This window comes from Paramylibacter kogurei (assembly GCF_002742285.1).
Taxonomy (GTDB): Bacteria; Pseudomonadota; Alphaproteobacteria; order Rhodobacterales; family Rhodobacteraceae; genus Amylibacter; species Amylibacter kogurei.
The window spans coordinates 547718-564505 of sequence record NZ_MDGM01000012.1 but is presented as its reverse complement, the minus strand read 5'-3'; the positions used below and the strand labels follow the sequence as shown (position 1 = coordinate 564505).

General features: G+C 48.1%; 16 protein-coding genes and 1 riboswitch. Of the genes, 12 read left to right on the top strand and 4 right to left on the bottom strand.

Translation table 11 applies throughout. The features are described from left to right. Positions 1–241: 241 nt before the first annotated feature. Both BFP76_RS08270 and acnA read right to left on the bottom strand, forming a co-directional pair. The gene (locus BFP76_RS08270; protein WP_133117412.1) at positions 242–868 is read right to left on the bottom strand and encodes a hypothetical protein; all 627 of its coding nucleotides are present in this window, start codon (positions 866–868) and stop codon (positions 242–244) included. Positions 869–1163: 295 nt separating this feature from the next. Then, the gene (gene acnA, locus BFP76_RS08265; protein ID WP_099592715.1) at positions 1164–3854 is read right to left on the bottom strand and encodes an aconitate hydratase AcnA; all 2691 of its coding nucleotides are present in this window, start codon (positions 3852–3854) and stop codon (positions 1164–1166) included. 160 nt (positions 3855–4014) lie between these two features. Between acnA and ccmA the strand changes: the two genes are divergently transcribed. From ccmA to ccmD, 4 genes are read left to right on the top strand one after another with little or no spacing between them, the layout of a single operon-like run. Then, a complete protein-coding gene (gene ccmA, locus BFP76_RS08260; protein ID WP_099592714.1) occupies positions 4015–4638 on the top strand; it encodes a heme ABC exporter ATP-binding protein CcmA in 624 nt (207 codons plus the stop codon). Beyond that, positions 4635–5291 (top strand): heme exporter protein CcmB, encoded by a 657-nt coding sequence (ccmB, locus tag BFP76_RS08255; RefSeq protein WP_099592713.1) that lies wholly within the window; start codon positions 4635–4637, stop codon positions 5289–5291. The genes ccmA and ccmB overlap by 4 nt, the downstream gene beginning before the upstream one ends. Before the next feature lie 59 nt (positions 5292–5350). Next, positions 5351–6082 carry a heme ABC transporter permease gene (locus BFP76_RS08250; protein WP_099592712.1) on the top strand — a complete coding sequence of 244 codons (732 nt, stop codon included), beginning with the start codon at positions 5351–5353 and terminating at the stop codon, positions 6080–6082. Continuing rightward, complete coding sequence (gene ccmD / locus BFP76_RS08245; protein WP_099592711.1) at positions 6075–6221, top strand: heme exporter protein CcmD; 147 nt, start codon at positions 6075–6077, stop codon at positions 6219–6221. The genes BFP76_RS08250 and ccmD overlap by 8 nt, the downstream gene beginning before the upstream one ends. Positions 6222–6540: 319 nt before the next feature. Here the strand turns inward: ccmD and BFP76_RS08240 are convergent, their stop codons facing one another. Then, positions 6541–6981: a 6,7-dimethyl-8-ribityllumazine synthase gene (locus BFP76_RS08240; protein ID WP_099592710.1), complete on the bottom strand. Its 441-nt coding sequence runs from the start codon at positions 6979–6981 to the stop codon at positions 6541–6543. Between the two features lie 89 nt (positions 6982–7070). Further along, positions 7071–7213: riboswitch (FMN riboswitch) on the bottom strand. A 177-nt stretch (positions 7214–7390) separates the two neighbouring features. Here BFP76_RS08240 and pyrC point away from each other — a divergent pair. Both pyrC and BFP76_RS08230 read left to right on the top strand, forming a co-directional pair. After that, entirely contained in the window at positions 7391–8431 is a 1041-nt protein-coding gene (pyrC, locus tag BFP76_RS08235; protein WP_099592709.1) for a dihydroorotase, read from the top strand. A gap of 110 nt (positions 8432–8541) precedes the next feature. Continuing rightward, positions 8542–10041 carry a replicative DNA helicase gene (locus BFP76_RS08230; RefSeq protein WP_099592708.1) on the top strand — a complete coding sequence of 500 codons (1500 nt, stop codon included), beginning with the start codon at positions 8542–8544 and terminating at the stop codon, positions 10039–10041. On the opposite strand, the gene BFP76_RS08225 is transcribed toward BFP76_RS08230, so the two are convergent. Next, positions 10042–11091 (bottom strand): Hint domain-containing protein, encoded by a 1050-nt coding sequence (locus tag BFP76_RS08225; RefSeq protein ID WP_099592707.1) that lies wholly within the window; start codon positions 11089–11091, stop codon positions 10042–10044. Between the two features lie 249 nt (positions 11092–11340). On the opposite strand from BFP76_RS08225, the gene alr reads away from it, so the two are divergent. From alr to radA, 6 genes are all read left to right on the top strand, one after another. Continuing rightward, positions 11341–12384: an alanine racemase gene (alr, locus tag BFP76_RS08220; protein ID WP_099594006.1), complete on the top strand. Its 1044-nt coding sequence runs from the start codon at positions 11341–11343 to the stop codon at positions 12382–12384. Positions 12385–12451: 67 nt separating this feature from the next. After that, on the top strand, positions 12452–13186 hold the full coding sequence (locus BFP76_RS08215; protein ID WP_240514042.1) for an MlaE family ABC transporter permease: 735 nt from the start codon (positions 12452–12454) through the stop codon (positions 13184–13186). Further along, entirely contained in the window at positions 13183–13929 is a 747-nt protein-coding gene (locus BFP76_RS08210; protein ID WP_099592705.1) for an ABC transporter ATP-binding protein, read from the top strand. The genes BFP76_RS08215 and BFP76_RS08210 overlap by 4 nt, the downstream gene beginning before the upstream one ends. Next, positions 13926–14939, top strand: coding sequence for a glycosyltransferase family 2 protein (locus BFP76_RS08205; RefSeq protein ID WP_165775685.1), 1014 nt, complete (start codon positions 13926–13928; stop codon positions 14937–14939). The genes BFP76_RS08210 and BFP76_RS08205 overlap by 4 nt, the downstream gene beginning before the upstream one ends. Further along, positions 14936–15367: a paraquat-inducible protein A gene (locus tag BFP76_RS08200; RefSeq protein ID WP_099592703.1), complete on the top strand. Its 432-nt coding sequence runs from the start codon at positions 14936–14938 to the stop codon at positions 15365–15367. Before BFP76_RS08205 ends, BFP76_RS08200 begins: the two co-directional genes overlap by 4 nt. A gap of 40 nt (positions 15368–15407) precedes the next feature. Further along, positions 15408–16781, top strand: a complete 1374-nt coding sequence (gene radA, locus BFP76_RS08195) for a DNA repair protein RadA (RefSeq protein ID WP_099592702.1) — start codon at positions 15408–15410, stop codon at positions 16779–16781. Positions 16782–16788 lie beyond the last annotated feature (7 nt).

The window sequence follows — 16788 nt, the reverse complement described above, 5'->3', positions numbered from 1 at the left end:
CAGTGAGAGCGACGTGAGCAATATACGCATTTCAGTTCCTTGATGTCGATTTTCACCAACTTAATCCGCAGAGTTATAAAACGCTAATAAAGAAATCGCGATCATTGTGTTACGTTGGGAATTTGATGGTTTTCGTTGAATTCATGACGGATTGTGAAGATCGGTTGGTGTAATTTATTCATCCCATAAACGAAAAAACGGCGCAATTTGCGCCGTTGTTCAATTTTATTGTGATATTTGATTAGTCTACTTCGACGATGTCTTCGTCGTCATCTTCGTCATCACAATCGTAGCTGTGGTTATAGTGATGCGAAGGTAAACAGAACCAATCGCTCACGTCATAATCACATGAATCGACTTCTTCTTCCTCTTCTTCACAAATTGGATTGCCGTCTTCGTCGGTGCCGTCACACAAATCATCGCCTTGATCGTCGTCATCACCTTGGTCGTCATCGTTATCGTCGTGGTCATCATTATCGACAGTATCATCGTCACAGTTCCAATCATGATTGTGACCCCAGCGATCATCATCACAATCATTATCGTTGCGATCGTCATTATCGCGATCATCGTTGCAATCATCATCGTGAGAATGCCACCAGCTTGTGTTGTCGCAATCATCATCACGATCGTCGTTGCAATTATCGTAACGCGATCCAGAAGTCTGACAATCGTCGTTGTCATGTGACCACCAATCCCGATCATCGCGGTCGTAACGATCATGGCGGTCGTAACGGTCATGGCGATCATACGAATTGCGATCACCATCGCGACAATCATCGCGATCATCGCGGCTATCTCGATCCCACCAATTTCGTGTGCTGTATGAGTTATGAGAAGAATATCTAAAAATACTAAAAAAACCCATTGAAATGTCTCCCGTTACTTCACCGAAATTGGTGATTAATACCATTTACCTTCGAAACACATTAAAGACATATTTCGTCACGATAAAGTCACTTTTGTCGGCAAATTCCTATTTTTTAAGCATTAATTCCATTGCTGATTTTTCAATCAGTTACAAAAACAACCTAAGGTTGCCTTTTTTTCGCCTTAATTGGAATTTGAACAACCTATTCAATATTCAAGAGCCGAATCTTTTGAGAATAAAAAAAACGGCCCCTGAAAAGGAGCCGTTTTCAACAATTGTAATTTTATGTATTTTAAGACGCTTTGGCCAAGTTACGCAGCACATAGTGCAACACGCCACCATGTTCCAAATATTCGATCTCTACTTCTGTATCGATACGTGATTTCAATGTGATCTCTTTCACATCGCCATTTGGATATGTAATTGTACATGGCACCAATGATTGTGGTTTGATATCACCTTCGAGTTCGGCAATAGAAACCGTTTCTTCACCTGTCAGACCCAGCGTTTTGCGTGTGTCACCATCTGTGAATTCAAACGGGATAACACCCATACCAACAAGGTTTGAACGGTGAATGCGTTCAAAACTTTCGGCGATCACGGCCTTCACACCCAACAGGTTTGTCCCCTTGGCCGCCCAGTCGCGCGATGAACCAGCACCGTATTGCTCGCCACCAAATACAACCAATGGAATACCCGCATCTTTATATGCCATCGCGGCATCGTAGATGGAGGTCTCTTTGCCATCGGGTCCTTTGGAATAACCACCTTCGACACCGTCCAACATTTCGTTTTTGATACGGATGTTGGCGAAAGTGCCGCGCATCATCACCTCGTGGTTACCACGACGAGAACCATAAGAGTTGAATTCACGCACAGGAACTTGACGTTCTGTCAGGTACTGACCCGCAGGTGAGCTTTCTGCAAACGAACCCGCAGGGCTGATGTGGTCGGTTGTGATCATGTCACCCAACAGTGCCAAAACCTTGGCGCCTTTGATGTTTGAAATCACACCTGGTTCTTTGGACATGCCTTGGAAATATGGCGGGTTTTGAACATATGTTGATTGTACTGGCCAATCGTATGTTTTTGCATCTGTTGTTTCAACAGACTGCCATTTTTCGTCGCCCTTAAATACGTCTGCGTATTTGTCCAAGAACGCTTTGCGTGTCACGGTTTGTTCAACCATTTCCGCAACTTCTTGTGTCGTTGGCCAGATATCTTTCAGGTAAACATCTTTACCGTCTTTGTCCGTACCAATCACATCGGTTGCCAGATTGATGTCCAACGTACCCGCGATTGCATACGCAACAACCAATGGCGGAGACGCCAGATAGTTCGCACGAACATCAGGTGAAATACGCCCTTCAAAGTTACGGTTGCCAGACAATACAGATGTCGCCACCAAATCACCCTCGGCAATCGCTGCTGACAATTCTTTTTGGATCGGGCCAGAGTTCCCGATACAAGTCGTACACCCATAACCAACAAGGTTAAAGCCAAGCGCATCCAGATCTTTTTGCAAATCGGCCGCTTCCAAATATGCGGACACAACCTGTGAACCAGGTGCCAATGATGTTTTCACCCAAGGTTTGCGGTTCAAACCAAGTGCCGCTGCCTTGCGTGCAACAAGACCAGCGCCGATCATCACATATGGGTTTGATGTGTTCGTACATGATGTGATTGACGCAATCACAACCTTGCCCGATTCCATTGTGTAATCTTCGCCAGCAACAGCGACCTCTTTGCCCATCGGACGTTTGAAATTTTCTTCCATTTCACGACGGAATGCGTTTTGGCCTTCGGTCAATGCCACGTAATCTTGTGGGCGCTTTGGACCTGAAATCGCAGGAACGATTGTGCCCATGTCCAAGTGCAAAGTGTCTGTGTAAATTGGTGAATAGTTTTCATCGCGCCAGAAACCGTTTTCCTTTGCGTATGCTTCAACCAATGCAACACGATCTTCGTCGCGACCCGTGTTTGTAAGATAACGGATTGTTTCGCCATCAATCGGGAAGAAACCACAAGTTGCGCCATATTCAGGTGCCATATTCGCAATCGTTGCACGATCGGCCAATGGCAGTTTATCCAAACCTGAACCATAGAATTCAACGAATTTGCCAACCACGCCTTTGATGCGCAGCATTTCAACCACTTTCAAAACAAGGTCAGTACCCGTTGTACCTTCCATCATTTCACCGGTAAGTTCGAAACCGATAACTTCTGGGATCAACATGGAAATTGGCTGGCCTAACATTGCGGCCTCTGCCTCAATCCCGCCTACACCCCAACCGAGTACAGCCGCGCCGTTCACCATTGTTGTGTGGCTGTCTGTACCAACAAGCGTATCTGGATATGCGATTTCAACACCGTTTTGGTCTTTGTCTGTCCAAACGGTTTGCGCCAGATATTCAAGGTTCACTTGGTGACAAATACCTGTGCCCGGAGGAACAACACGGAAATTGTTAAATGCTTTCTGACCCCATTTCAGGAATGTGTAACGCTCAAGGTTGCGTTCATATTCACGATCCACGTTCATCTGGAACGCGCGTGGGTTACCAAATTCATCAATCATGACCGAGTGGTCGATAACCAAATCAACAGGGTTCAGCGGGTTAATCTTTTCCGCATCACCACCCAATGCAACGATACCATCACGCATCGCGGCCAAATCAACCACGGCTGGAACTCCGGTGAAATCTTGCATCAAAACACGTGCTGGACGGTATGCGATTTCGCGCGGATTTTTACCACCCTTAACGCCCCATTCGGCGAATGCTTTGATGTCATCAACGGAAACTGTTTTGTCATCTTGGAAACGCAACATGTTTTCCAAGACCACTTTCAGCGCTGCTGGCAGGTTGGAAAAATCGCCCAGTCCCGCTTCTTGTGCGGCTGGAATGGAATAATAATCAATTGATTTGCTACCAACAGTCAGCGTTTTACGTGTGTTGCTAGAATCTTTGCCGACGATTACGGTCATGAGGCCTCCGATTTATGGCTAAGTTTACGGTTAGTGGGCTTATGCGACATTATAATGAGTCGGGCAAGTGGTAATTGTATACTATTGTATGCAGAGCACGCATAATCTGCGCTGCTTTGGCTGCTTTCCAAACGGTTATTGATCGGCTAAGCCATTGAACATGAGCCTCTCTGTGCAAAATATTTCCTGTCATCGTGCGGGACGAGCGATTTTTGAAAACCTGTCTTTCGATCTCAACAAAGGCGATTGTCTGGTGCTGCGCGGCCCAAACGGAAGCGGCAAAACCACATTATTAAAAACCCTTGCGGGAATTTTGCCCAGCGCCACGGGCGAAATTCACTGTGATCCCGCGCAAATTTCATATGCAGGGCATTTGGATGCGATCAAGGCGCAATTAAGCGTGCGTGAAAATCTTGCCTTTTGGGCTGGGGTTTACAACGCCCGCGATCTTGATCGGGTAATGTCGAAATTTGATCTGGCAACATTGGCGGATCGATATGGGCAAACGCTTTCTGCCGGGCAACGACGTCGTCTGGGATTGGCACGTATGATTTTGACAGATTGCCAAATTTGGTTGCTGGATGAACCGACAAATTCACTGGATGCGGAACATGCGGCGGTGTTCGCAAAGTCCATCACCAAACATTGCGCTGATGGTGGCATTGCCGTGCTTTCCAGCCACATTGATTTGCACATTCCAAACACACAAACCTTGGATATGGCGGATTTCGCGCCAAGCGGCACCATCGAAACGGATCCGTTTTTGCAAGGAAGCTTTTCATGAAATCGCTTTTCTTGCGCGACATTAAACTGGCATTTCGATCTGGTGGCGGATTTGGCCTGACACTTGCATTTTTCTTGATCGTGATTTTGTTTGTTCCACTGGGCGTTGGTGCGGATAGCGCGATACTTGCCCGTATTGCACCTGGCATTTTGTGGATCGGGGCGATCTTATCTTGTTTGCTATCGCTTGATCGTATTTTCCAACTAGATTTCGAAGATGGCACATTAGAGGCATTGGCAACATCACCCCTGCCCCTTGAATCCATTGCCGCATCAAAGGCCGCCGCACATTGGATCACCACGGGATTACCACTGACACTGATCGCACCATTACTGGCATATCTGTTGCAAATGCCCAGCTCCGGTTACATCTGGCTGATTGCGAGTTTGCTGATCGGCACACCTGCACTTAGCTTTATCGGGACATTTGCCGCGGCTGTGACCGTTGGTGTAAAGCGTGGTGGGCTTTTGCTATCGCTGCTCGTTCTTCCGCTTTATATCCCAACACTGGTGTTTGGTGCACAAACGGTTATTCGTGCAACGGTTTCACTTGACCCCATGCCGGCGTTATTGCTGACCACTGGGATCAGCTTATTTTCCATCGCATTAATGCCCTTTGCCTGTGCTATGGCGCTCAAGGTGAACTTAAAATAACACAAGCGTGACGTTCTGAACCGTTGCGACGATGAAACCAACCAAATAAAAGGCCGCCTATGTCATTATGGGAATATGCAAATCCAGTAAAATTTATGGCGCTCTCGGGGCGCGTTTTACCTGTGCTTACGATTTTATCGGCGATGTTATTGGTTTCTGGATTAATCTGGGGATTCTTTTTCACGCCCCACGATTACAAACAAGGCGCCACGGTTAAAATCATATTCCTGCATGTGCCCGCCGCAATGATGGCAATCAATGCATGGGTGATGATGTTGGTTGCCTCTTTGATCTGGTTGATCCGACGCCACCACGTTTCCGCATTGGCCGCCAAGGCCGCCGCGCCCATTGGCATCACCATGACTTTGATCGCAATCGCCACTGGTGCAATTTGGGGCAAGCCCACTTGGGGGACCTATTGGGAATGGGAACCGCGCTTAACCGCTTTTGTAATATTGCTGGTGTTTTATCTGGGCTATATCGCCCTTTGGGAAGCGATAGAGGATAAGGACACCGCTGCTGATCTTACCTCAATCCTATGTATGGTTGGATCTGTGTTTGCCGTGCTCTCACGCTATGCGGTGAATTTTTGGTCACAGGGATTGCACCAAGGTGCATCTCTTTCTTTGGACAAGGAACAGCATGTGGACAACGCATTCTATTTTCCACTGCTGGTCTGTATTGGCGCATTTGTTTTATTATTCATTACTTTGGTTTTGTTGCGCACCCGCACTGAAATTCGCCTGCGACGAGCCAATGCGCTGGCAAATCGGGGGCGGTCACATGGTTGATCTTGGAAAACACACCACAGAAGTATTGCTTGCGTATGGCATATCCATCGCATTGATCGTTATCCTTGTTGGGTGGAGCTTGGCACAAGCAAAAAAAGCCAAAGCTCGATTGGCCCAGCTGGAAAACACGCAAAAGTAGAGCAAACTTACCCTTACGGCAATTTATCGCTGTTCAAATGCAATATATCTTTACCTGTGCTGATAATGGTGTAACGCTTCGCGCTGCCTATTGTGGCAAAAACAAGGGAAATTGAAATGACTGTACTAAAAACATCTCTGCTACTTATTCTGACTGCCAGCTTTCTAACTGCGTGCGCCAAAAAAGAAGAGCCAGCACCAATGATGGAAGACACAATGATGACAACTGACGAGCCAATGTCAAAACTGTAAATCATTATTGAATACAAAAACGGCGCGCAAATCGTTGCGCGCCGTTTTCATTTCAACATCTGTTGAAACTAGTCGATATCCAATTCTGCCATCATGATCACGGCGCGCGCTGCCTCGGCACCTTTTTTCACGAAATGTTTGGTGTAAAATTCGATATGCTCTGGCGTTTCTTGGAATTCATGTGGTGTCAGGCTGACAGAATAAACAGGTACACCTGTTTCCATCCCCGCCTGAACCAAGCCATCAACAACCGCTTGGGCCACAAATTCATGGCGATAGATACCACCATTCACCACCAATGCAGCGGCAACAACGCCGTCATATTTACCCGTCGCGGCCAGCTTTTTCGCAACCAGCGGCATTTCCAATGCACCTGGCACGCCAAACACTTCCAGATCACATTCAACACCTTGGGATTTCATTTCTGCTTCAAACCCAATTTGAGTTTGATCAACGATTGGCGCATGCCAGCGCGCCTTTACATAAGCAATTTTAAGGGGTTTTGTCATCGTTTAGGTTCCTTTCAATAAGACGCCTTGCAATCGCAAGAAACGCCCAGACAAAACCCAGAGCGATAGACAGACGGATTCCCCCATCTGCCCCTTCTCTTTCATCCAGACTTTCACTGTCGGCCTTGGGATTGCACCAAGTCTGCTGACCCTTTCGAAAAAGGCGCTCGCGGGCTGATAAGTTTCCTTAAACACCGCCGGTGGGGAATTACACCCCGCCCTGAGAATATGCGTTGTTTGGCATAAATTGAAATTCAGGCCAAGGGGAAAAATATACGGTAACGTTGGGTTTACTGTGCAAGTGTCGACCATACACACCAATCAAATTTCGCGAAAATCCAGAAATCCCGCATTGCACATATGCACCATGCACCGTTAAACAACACCCAACAGATTTACGGAGCCAAGCATGACAAAATCCATCACCATTACCCGCCCTGACGATTGGCATTTGCATTTGCGTGATGGTGATATGTTGCGCGCCGTGTTACCCGAAACCGCACGTGATTTTGCACGCGCGATTATCATGCCAAACTTGGTGCCACCAGTTGTCACCGCCAAAGACGCAAGCGCATATCGTGATCGCATCATGGGCGCATTGCCCGATGGTTCCGATTTTAAACCGCTGATGACGCTGTATCTTACTGAAAACACAGATCCAGATGATGTGGCGGCGGCATTTCATGACGGGCTGATCAATGCAGTGAAATATTATCCTGCGGGTGCAACCACCAATTCCGATGCGGGTGTATCCAACATCAAAAATGTTATGCCCGTTTTGGAACGTATGGCCGCAATCGGATGCAACCTGTGCATCCACGGCGAGGTGACGAATCCAGAGGTTGATATTTTCGATCGCGAGGCTGTGTTCTTGGAAACCATCCTTGATCCATTGCGCAATGCATTGCCCGAATTGCGAATAACATCAGAACATATCACCACCAAAAACGGGGTGGATTATGTGAAATCGGCGGATCGCAACTTGGCAGCATCAATCACAACGCATCATTTGATTATCAACCGCAACCACATCTTGGTGGGTGGAATAAAACCGCATTATTATTGTTTACCAGTTGCCAAACGCGAAACCCACCGCGTTGCACTGGTGGATGCAGCAACATCGGGTGATGCACGATTTTTCCTTGGCACTGATAGTGCACCGCACACTGACCCCACCAAAGAAAACGCATGTGGCTGTGCGGGCTGCTTCACCGCAACCAATACCATGTCATGTCTTGCGCATGTGTTTGAGGCCGCAAATGCGTTGGATAAATTAGAAAAATTCACCAGCCTCAATGGCCCTGAACATTACAATTTACCGGTGAATGACAGCAAAATTACACTGGTGAAATCGGATGCTCCCGTGGTCTATCCAAGCAAGATTGAAACAGCAGACAGCACCGTCACCGTGTTCGATCCAGGTTTCGATTTACATTGGAAAGTCGCGTAATTTTCGTAATTCACACCTTATCCACAGCTTATCCAGATAGCTTCTGCAACCAATTTGTGGCATAGTGATTTTAATCAGAAAAACCATAATCCAGCGGCGAGCAGAAATTCATGAATGAGATTAGCGCGTTAGGCAACGGTGTCCCCGCCGAAGCATCAGAATCACCAACCCTGCCCCATAATATCGAGGCTGAACAGGCATTGTTGGGCGCATTGTTGGTGAATAACGATGTGTATGATCGCATTGCATCCGTTGTCAAAGACATCCATTTCTTTGATCCTGTGCATGGTCGCATCTTTCAAGTTATCTCTGCGCGTATTCAAAAAAACGCGCTCGCCTCCCCTGTCACCATCAAGGCATTTATGGAAGACGACGAAGGTCTGGCCGAACTGGGCGGCCCTGCGTATCTGGCGCGTCTTGCGGGTGCATCTGTGTCTGTTTTCGCCGCGCGTGATTATGCACAAATGATTTATGACATGGCCATTCGCCGTGATCTAATGTCCATCGGCGAAGAGATTTCGCAAAAGGCCGCTAATATTGAGGTCGCATCAGAACCCAAAGACCAAATTGTTGAGGCCGAGCAAAAATTATACAGCCTGTCCGAACAAGGCCAAGTCGAAAGCGGATTTCAAAGTTTCTTACAAGCGGTGACAGAGGCCGTGACGCAAGCCAACGCCGCCTATCAACGTGATGGCGGTTTGGCAGGGATTTCAACGGGCCTGCGTGATATGGATAAAAAACTGGGCGGTTTACACCGTTCCGATTTGATTATTCTTGCCGGCCGCCCATCAATGGGGAAAACCTCGCTTGCGACCAACATCGCCTTTAATGTTGCCAAAGCATATAAAAAAGGCATCACCGCTGATGGTACAGAAGGCGCGGTAGAGGGTGGCGTTGTTGGATTTTATTCGCTCGAAATGTCAGCCGAACAATTGGCTGGGCGGATATTATCAGAGGCCGCAGAGGTTCCATCACAACAGATCCGTTCTGGTGATATGACCGAAGAAGAATTCCGCCGCTTTGTGCAAGCGGCCAAAGATTTGGAAACTTGCCCGCTTTATATTGACGATACCGCTGCACTTCCGATTAGCCAACTTGCCGCGCGCGCGCGTCGTTTGAAACGTACACATGGGCTTGATGTGTTAATGGTGGATTATCTACAACTTGTTCGTCCGGCATCGGCCAAAGACAGCCGCGTAAACGAGGTGTCGGAAATCACTCAAGGGTTAAAGGCCATCGCCAAGGAATTAGACATCCCCGTGATTGCCCTGTCTCAGCTTTCGCGTCAGGTTGAAAGCCGTGAAGATAAACGCCCACAGCTTTCTGACTTGCGTGAATCTGGTTCGATCGAACAAGACGCCGATATCGTCATGTTCGTGTATCGCGAAGAATATTACAAAGAGCGCGAAAAACCGGGTGATCACGAAGCGGATAAAATGATGATCTGGCAAGAAGAAATGGAAGCATTGCACGGAAAGGCAGAGGTCGTAATCGGCAAACAACGCCACGGCCCCATCGGCACCGTGGAATTATCATTCGAAGGCCAATTCACCCGCTTTGGCAATCTTGCACAAGCATGGCAACAAGGCGGTGGCGAAGACAGCTTTTAGTTATTGCAATAACGCGGCTTCGTGTTCGCGCAACGCAATGCGTGCGGTTTGACCGTAATGCGATTGATTTTTCGCAAGCTCTGGAAAGAGGCGCAGCAATTCCTCGCGTGTTGCATCCTCTAACTTTGACAATCCCATTGCTTGTGGGTGAAAGCTTTCGGTTGGAATACCTTCGGCGAAAATGATTTCATGTTGATCGAACAAGATGTGGAAATATTCCACCTCTTCGCGTTCTTCAACGATGATTGAATGATCGTTCACCAATGATTTTGCAGGCACCAAAACCTGATTTTCGCCAAACAATAAATCCGCACGCCAATCTTGTAAAAACATGCGGTGTTGTTGGGAAACACACAAATCGCGACGATTGCCCAAAGCGCCTTTTTTGATCCGCACTGGTGCATTCACGCCGCCTCCGCTGACGCGGCTACGACCGATCCAGCGGATGGTTTGAAAACCATTATCTTTGGTGCGAATTTTTTGCCCGACGCGTAATTCTTCGACCGGGCAATATTTTTTATCCGTTTTTATCAATGTTCCACGCAGGAAACACACAAATTGCGTGTCATTGCGATTGGCGGTGATATCAAAATTATCACCGATCAAGCCATCAAGAGTGATGCTTTCCATCGCTTGGGATTCAAACAATGTGTTATCCGCATTGGCGGTAATTTCTGGGAATAGATATAAGTCCCCATTGGACATTTGCACCAAAACGGCGGTGACATTTGCCGTGCTACCATCGGCGAAATTGACTGTTGCGTTATAAACTTGGGTGCTGTCGGGGGAAATCGTTGTGACAACCCCGTCATTATCAATGGTAAAGGTTTCTAAATTACCGGCAGTCTGGTTAAAATCATTGTCTTCGATAACCGTATCGCCATTGGTGTTGTTGGCGGTCATCGTGACGATTTCATCATACAATGGCGCCCCAGCGGAACCAAAAGTTGACCCAACGATGGTTGACGCATTCTCTGAATTGCCGTTCGTTTCGGTTGGATCTAAATCCGGAATATTGCCCAAAAAGACGGCGCTATATGTTGTCGGCATTTACGCCTCCTGTGCGGAGTCCAAAAACTAATTTACATCTATAAATTAGTATTGAATTGTGGCAGAACCAAGCAATTTCACGCTATCGTGTTGATGTTAAACAATTATAAGTTTAGCTTCCGTCCGTAAAATCAATCAAATCGGGAAATTTTGGCATGACAGATGGATATCCTTGATACCTGCACCAACATGCCACACTTGACCTTGAACGCTGGCTGTGGCCAATGCATCCCAACAAAGGAATTGGTGATGGCAACAGCGACGTTAACAATTGATCTTGATGCGATTGCGCAAAATTGGCGCGCGCTTGATGGTAAATCTGCGCCAAATATCGAAACAGCGGCGGTGATCAAGGCCGATGCATACGGGCTTGGCGCGGATGTGGTTGCAAAATCATTGCATCGCGCAGGCGTAAAGAGTTTCTTTGTCGCCCTTGCCGAAGAAGGCATCATTATTCGTAAATCCGTTGGGAATGATGCAAAAATCTATGTTCTATCGGGCATGATGCTGACAGATGCACAACCCATTCGTGACTATAACCTGATCCCAATGCTCAACGCGCCAGAACAGGTCACAAGGTTTCGCAACGAAACCTCTGATTTGGCATATGGTTTACAATTGGACACAGGCATGAACCGTTTGGGGTTGGAACCCGACGAATTTATGGGTGTTAAAGATGCGGCAAATGATGCGGATTTGATCATCAGCCATCTGGCATGTGCCGATGAACCAACACACCCCCAAAATTCCGCACAATTGGCCGCGTTTCATGCCATGACCGATGGGGTGAACACCCGTCGTTCGCTTGCTGCGACGGGTGGAACATTGCTGGGCGCGGATTATCATTTTGATCTTTGTCGCCCTGGTGTTGGTCTTTATGGTGGGTTTCCATTTGCGGATGCAAAACCGGTTGCACATCTGGCCATTCCCGTGATCCAAACCCGCAAAGTGGCCAAGGGTGAAACCGTTGGATATTCCGCAACATGGACCGCAAAACGCGACAGCGTTGTTGCCACACTGGCAGCTGGCTATGCCGATGGATTGATCCGCGCAATGGGTCACAATCCTGTATCATTATTCGCAGGCGACACCCCTTGCCCGTTGATTGGGCGGGTTTCGATGGATTTGTTGACCGTTGATGTCACCGATTTGGACACTGTTCCAAATGAACTGCACCTGTTAAACAGCACCCAAACGATTGAAGATTTGGCAAATGCCGCAGGCACAATCGGGTATGAGATTTTAACCTCGCTTGGTGGCCGTTATGCGCGGCGCTATATCGGCGGGGCATGAGGGTACAATGATATTGGTGTCTTGGATTAACGGATTTCTGGGTGCAATTGGCGCGGCGACATTGGGCATGTTTGCATCCATTGGCCGTGTTGTGATTTTCACACTCAGCAGCATCAGCCATATTTTTCGCCCACCCTTTTACCCCAAAGAATTCGCACAACAATTGTTGCATATCGGATATTTCAGCTTGCCAGTTGTGGGATTGACTGCGGTGTTCACTGGCGCTGCACTTGCCTTGCAAATCTATGCAGGTGGTGCGCGTTTTAATGCAGAGGCCGTTGTTCCCCAAATCGTCGCCGTTGGCATGGTGCGTGAACTTGGCCCCGTTTTGGTTGGCCTGATGATTGCTGCGCGTGTGACCTCGTCTATTGCCGCAGAAATTGCGACGATGAAGGTGACCGAACAGCTTGATGCGCTGACAACCCTTTCCACCAATCCGATGAAATATCTGACCGTTCCTCGGGTTTTGGCCGCACTTTGTGTTGTACCGATTTTGGTGGGCATTGGCGATATCATTGGGATCATGGGCGGGTATTTTGTGGCCACGGGGCGGCTTGGTTTTAATGCGGCTGCGTATTTGCAAAACACCGCTGATTTTTTAGAGGCGATGGATATCATTTCTAGCCTAGTCAAAGGTGCCGCATTTGGTGTGATCGCCGCATTGATGGGGTGTTATTACGGCATGCAATCAGATCGCGGTGCACAGGGTGTGGGCAAGGCCACCAAAACATCCGTGGTTGCGGCATCTGTACTAATCTTGGCCGCCAATTACACATTAACAGAGTTGTTCTTTTCCGCATGATTACCGTTGAAAACCTCCACAAAGCATTTGGTGATAACCGCGTTTTAAACGGGGTTGATATGTCGATTGGCAAAGGCGAAAGCATGGTCATTATCGGCGGCTCGGGCACGGGGAAATCTGTGTTGTTGAAATGCATTTTGGGGCTAATCACGCCCGACAGCGGCACAATCACAGTGAACGGCAAAGATGCGACAAAGGGTGATCGCGATACATTCTTGGCGCAATTTGGCATGTTATTCCAAGGGGGCGCGTTATTCGATAGCCTTTCCGTTTGGCAAAACGTGGCGTTTCGTTTGCAACGCGGGCCGTTGAAATTGTCCAAAACCGATGCGCGTGACGTGGCCATTGAAAAGCTGCGCCGTGTTGGATTGAAATCGGATGTGGCTGATCGTTACCCCGCTGAATTGTCCGGTGGGATGCAAAAACGTGTGGGGCTTGCACGGGCGATTGCGGCGGAACCTCAGATTATCTTTTTTGATGAACCGACCACAGGGCTTGATCCGATAATGTCTGGCGTTATCAATGATTTGATCCGCGAAATTGTTGTGGAAATTGGCGCCACCGCCATGACCATTACGCATGATATGTCATCTGTTCGCGCGATTGCTGATCAGGTTGCAATGTTGCACGATGGTTCGGTTCAATGGACAGGCCCGATTGATCAATTGGAACATTCAAACAATCCCTACCTAGATCAATTTTTAAATGGTCGCGCAGAAGGCCCGATAGAGGCCGTGCGGTGATCACATCTTTGATCACATCGATCAAAGACGAAGCCCCATATATCATCGACTGGGTCGCCCATTACCGCGCATTGGGTTTTGATCACATTGTGATTTTCCAAAATGATAGCGTTGATGGTTCAAACAACCTTTGCTCCGCATTGCAAGACGCTGGTTTTATTGACTATTACGATAACACCAATCCTGAACACGCCCCTAAGGACATTCAACATTTTCCCGCGCAACGTCGTGCATATGGCTGGGGCCAGTTGTTGGATAAGGTCGCGCAATCTGATTACATGTTCTTGGCTGATATTGATGAATATCTGGAATTATCCGTTGATGACACGTTTTCGGATCTGATGGCCCGTGTTGAACATCCTGACATCATCAGTTTTGCGTGGCGCATGTTCGGGTCCGCTGGGCAAACCTCCTTTGCGCATCACCCCGTTTGCGAGCGTTTCACCCGCGCGGCAGAGATTTCAAATAACGGTAATCTACGTGCGTTTAAACAAGTTAAATCCGCGTTTAAACCGCCCCTGACCAACAGGTTTAATGTCCATCGTCCCTTGAACGCCACGGATCACAATTGGCGATGGGTTACACCGGATGGGCGAAATATAAACCTATCTGCAAATGTCGCTTCGGACTTTGATTATTCATACGCACAACTGCGCCACTATCATTGTAAATCTCGCGCAGAGTTTATGGTTAAAATGCTGCGTGGCTATGCATCCCATGGAAATAAAAAGCTGCCCCAAATCGGATTACCAGCGTTTCATTTGATGGATGCGAACGATGTTGAACTGCCGTTTGAAAACCAAGCCTATCAGCGCGGGCGCATGATCGCGCAAGAAATGCGCGAAATCCCCGCGATCAAAACCGCCGAAGATGATGCCATCGCACGATTTGAAAAACTGGCTGGTTTGGTTGAAAAAGCGATCAACAAGAATGATATATTTAAACAAGCCGCGACATTTCACGCCGATTTAACACAATATTTCCAAACCGAAGTTTACGATAAATTATGATGCTTAAAATTGCCAACCTTGCCCTGTTGATCCTGTTTCCCGTCGCGTGGTTTGCCCCCCTGTTGCGCGCGGGGTTATTGCCGTTTTTTAAACTGGATGAAATCAGCGTCATCACGGGGTTACAAGCATTATGGGATAAGGATGTTTTTCTGGCACTTATGGTCACATTTTTTGCCCTGATCGCACCAATGGTGAAGGTCGTGGGAACATCATTGATTCAATTTAATTTGCTAAAGGATAGCGTTAAACCCGTGCTTGCATTATTGGGCAAACTGGCCATGGCCGATATATTTTTGATCGCAATTTATATCGTGGTGGCCAAGGGCGTTGGCGTTGGGCGGCTTGAAACCGCATGGGGGTTATATCTATTTGCGGCATGTGTTCTGGCCAGCTTTGCAATCACATTATTTGGTGCAAAATCAAAATGATATGCTTGCGCAATGAAATACGCATGGGCTAGAAACGCGCATGGCTAAAACAACCCTTGCATATACATGTTCCAATTGCGGCGCGTCCCATAAAAAATGGGCGGGGCGTTGTGAAACCTGTGGCGAATGGAATTCCATCCAAGAAGAGGCCCCCCTTGCCGCTGGCCCCAAGGGCAAAACGCTGGGCGCGAACAAGGGGCGTAAAATTCCACTCGGGGATTTATCAACCGTTGATGCGCCCCTGCCCCGTGGTCTGTCTGGGATTCAAGAGTTAGATCGTGTCTTGGGTGGCGGTTTGGTGCCATCATCGGCAATATTGGTTGGTGGCGATCCTGGGATTGGTAAATCCACGTTGTTGTTACAAGCCGCCGCTAGTTTTGCGCGTAACGGACAAAAGGCGATCTATATTTCAGGTGAGGAAGCCAGTAGCCAAATCCGCATGCGTGCACAGCGTCTTGAATTGGCGGATGCACCGGTAAAGCTCGCCACTGAAACGAACCTGCGCGATATTCTGACAACATTAGAAGACGAACGCCCCGACATCGCCATCATCGATTCCATTCAAACCATGTGGTCTGATCATGTGGATAGTGCCCCAGGGTCGGTTTCCCAAGTCCGCGCAACCGCGCATGAGCTTACGACATTTGCCAAACGCCGTGGTGTTTCCGTGATCCTTGTTGGCCATGTCACCAAAGAGGGTCAGATCGCTGGCCCACGCGTTGTTGAACATATGGTCGATACGGTTTTGTATTTCGAAGGCGAGCGCGGGCATCAGTTTCGCATTTTGCGCGCCGTAAAAAACCGTTATGGCCCCGCCGATGAAATTGGCGTGTTTGAAATGACAGGCATGGGATTGCAACAGGTCACAAACCCATCGGCACTATTTTTGGGCGAACGGGATAATCCCGCCGCTGGTTCCATCGTTTTTGCAGGGATCGAGGGTTCGCGCCCATTGCTCGTGGAAATCCAAGCTTTGGTTGCGCAGTCATCGCTCGCCACCCCGCGCCGTGCGGTTGTTGGCTGGGATTCTGCGCGGTTATCAATGATCCTTGCGGTGCTGGAATCACGGTGTGGGATAAGCTTTGCTGGCTTGGACGTTTATTTAAATATCGCAGGGGGTTTGCGCATTTCTGAACCTGCTGCAGACCTTGCCGTTGCGGCGGCGCTCATCTCTGCGCGTCAAGATAGAGCGTTACCCAAGGATACTGTCGTTTTTGGCGAAATTAGCCTCTCTGGTGCGCTTCGCCCCATTTCACAGGCTGAAAACCGACTTAAAGAAGCAACAAAGTTAGGATTTTCGAACGCATATGCACCTTCTAGGATGAAACTTGCGTCCGAATCGGGCATGAATGTACAAAAGATAGAGGATATTGCACAGTTCGTCGAAAATTGTTTCGGCACGATAGAGCAATAACAAGGGG

Bases quoted from the DNA above. Each gene is read 5' to 3' on its own strand.
- BFP76_RS08270 (WP_133117412.1), bottom strand. From the start codon at position 868: ATGGGTTTTTTTAGTATTTTTAGATATTCTTCTCATAACTCATACAGC.
- acnA (WP_099592715.1), bottom strand. From the start codon at position 3,854: ATGACCGTAATCGTCGGCAAAGATTCTAGCAACACACGTAAAACGCTG.
- ccmA (WP_099592714.1), top strand. From the start codon at position 4,015: ATGAGCCTCTCTGTGCAAAATATTTCCTGTCATCGTGCGGGACGAGCG.
- ccmB (WP_099592713.1), top strand. From the start codon at position 4,635: ATGAAATCGCTTTTCTTGCGCGACATTAAACTGGCATTTCGATCTGGT.
- BFP76_RS08250 (WP_099592712.1), top strand. From the start codon at position 5,351: ATGTCATTATGGGAATATGCAAATCCAGTAAAATTTATGGCGCTCTCG.
- ccmD (WP_099592711.1), top strand. From the start codon at position 6,075: ATGGTTGATCTTGGAAAACACACCACAGAAGTATTGCTTGCGTATGGC.
- BFP76_RS08240 (WP_099592710.1), bottom strand. From the start codon at position 6,981: ATGACAAAACCCCTTAAAATTGCTTATGTAAAGGCGCGCTGGCATGCG.
- pyrC (WP_099592709.1), top strand. From the start codon at position 7,391: ATGACAAAATCCATCACCATTACCCGCCCTGACGATTGGCATTTGCAT.
- BFP76_RS08230 (WP_099592708.1), top strand. From the start codon at position 8,542: ATGAATGAGATTAGCGCGTTAGGCAACGGTGTCCCCGCCGAAGCATCA.
- BFP76_RS08225 (WP_099592707.1), bottom strand. From the start codon at position 11,091: ATGCCGACAACATATAGCGCCGTCTTTTTGGGCAATATTCCGGATTTA.
- alr (WP_099594006.1), top strand. From the start codon at position 11,341: ATGGCAACAGCGACGTTAACAATTGATCTTGATGCGATTGCGCAAAAT.
- BFP76_RS08215 (WP_240514042.1), top strand. From the start codon at position 12,452: ATGTTTGCATCCATTGGCCGTGTTGTGATTTTCACACTCAGCAGCATC.
- BFP76_RS08210 (WP_099592705.1), top strand. From the start codon at position 13,183: ATGATTACCGTTGAAAACCTCCACAAAGCATTTGGTGATAACCGCGTT.
- BFP76_RS08200 (WP_099592703.1), top strand. From the start codon at position 14,936: ATGATGCTTAAAATTGCCAACCTTGCCCTGTTGATCCTGTTTCCCGTC.
- radA (WP_099592702.1), top strand. From the start codon at position 15,408: ATGGCTAAAACAACCCTTGCATATACATGTTCCAATTGCGGCGCGTCC.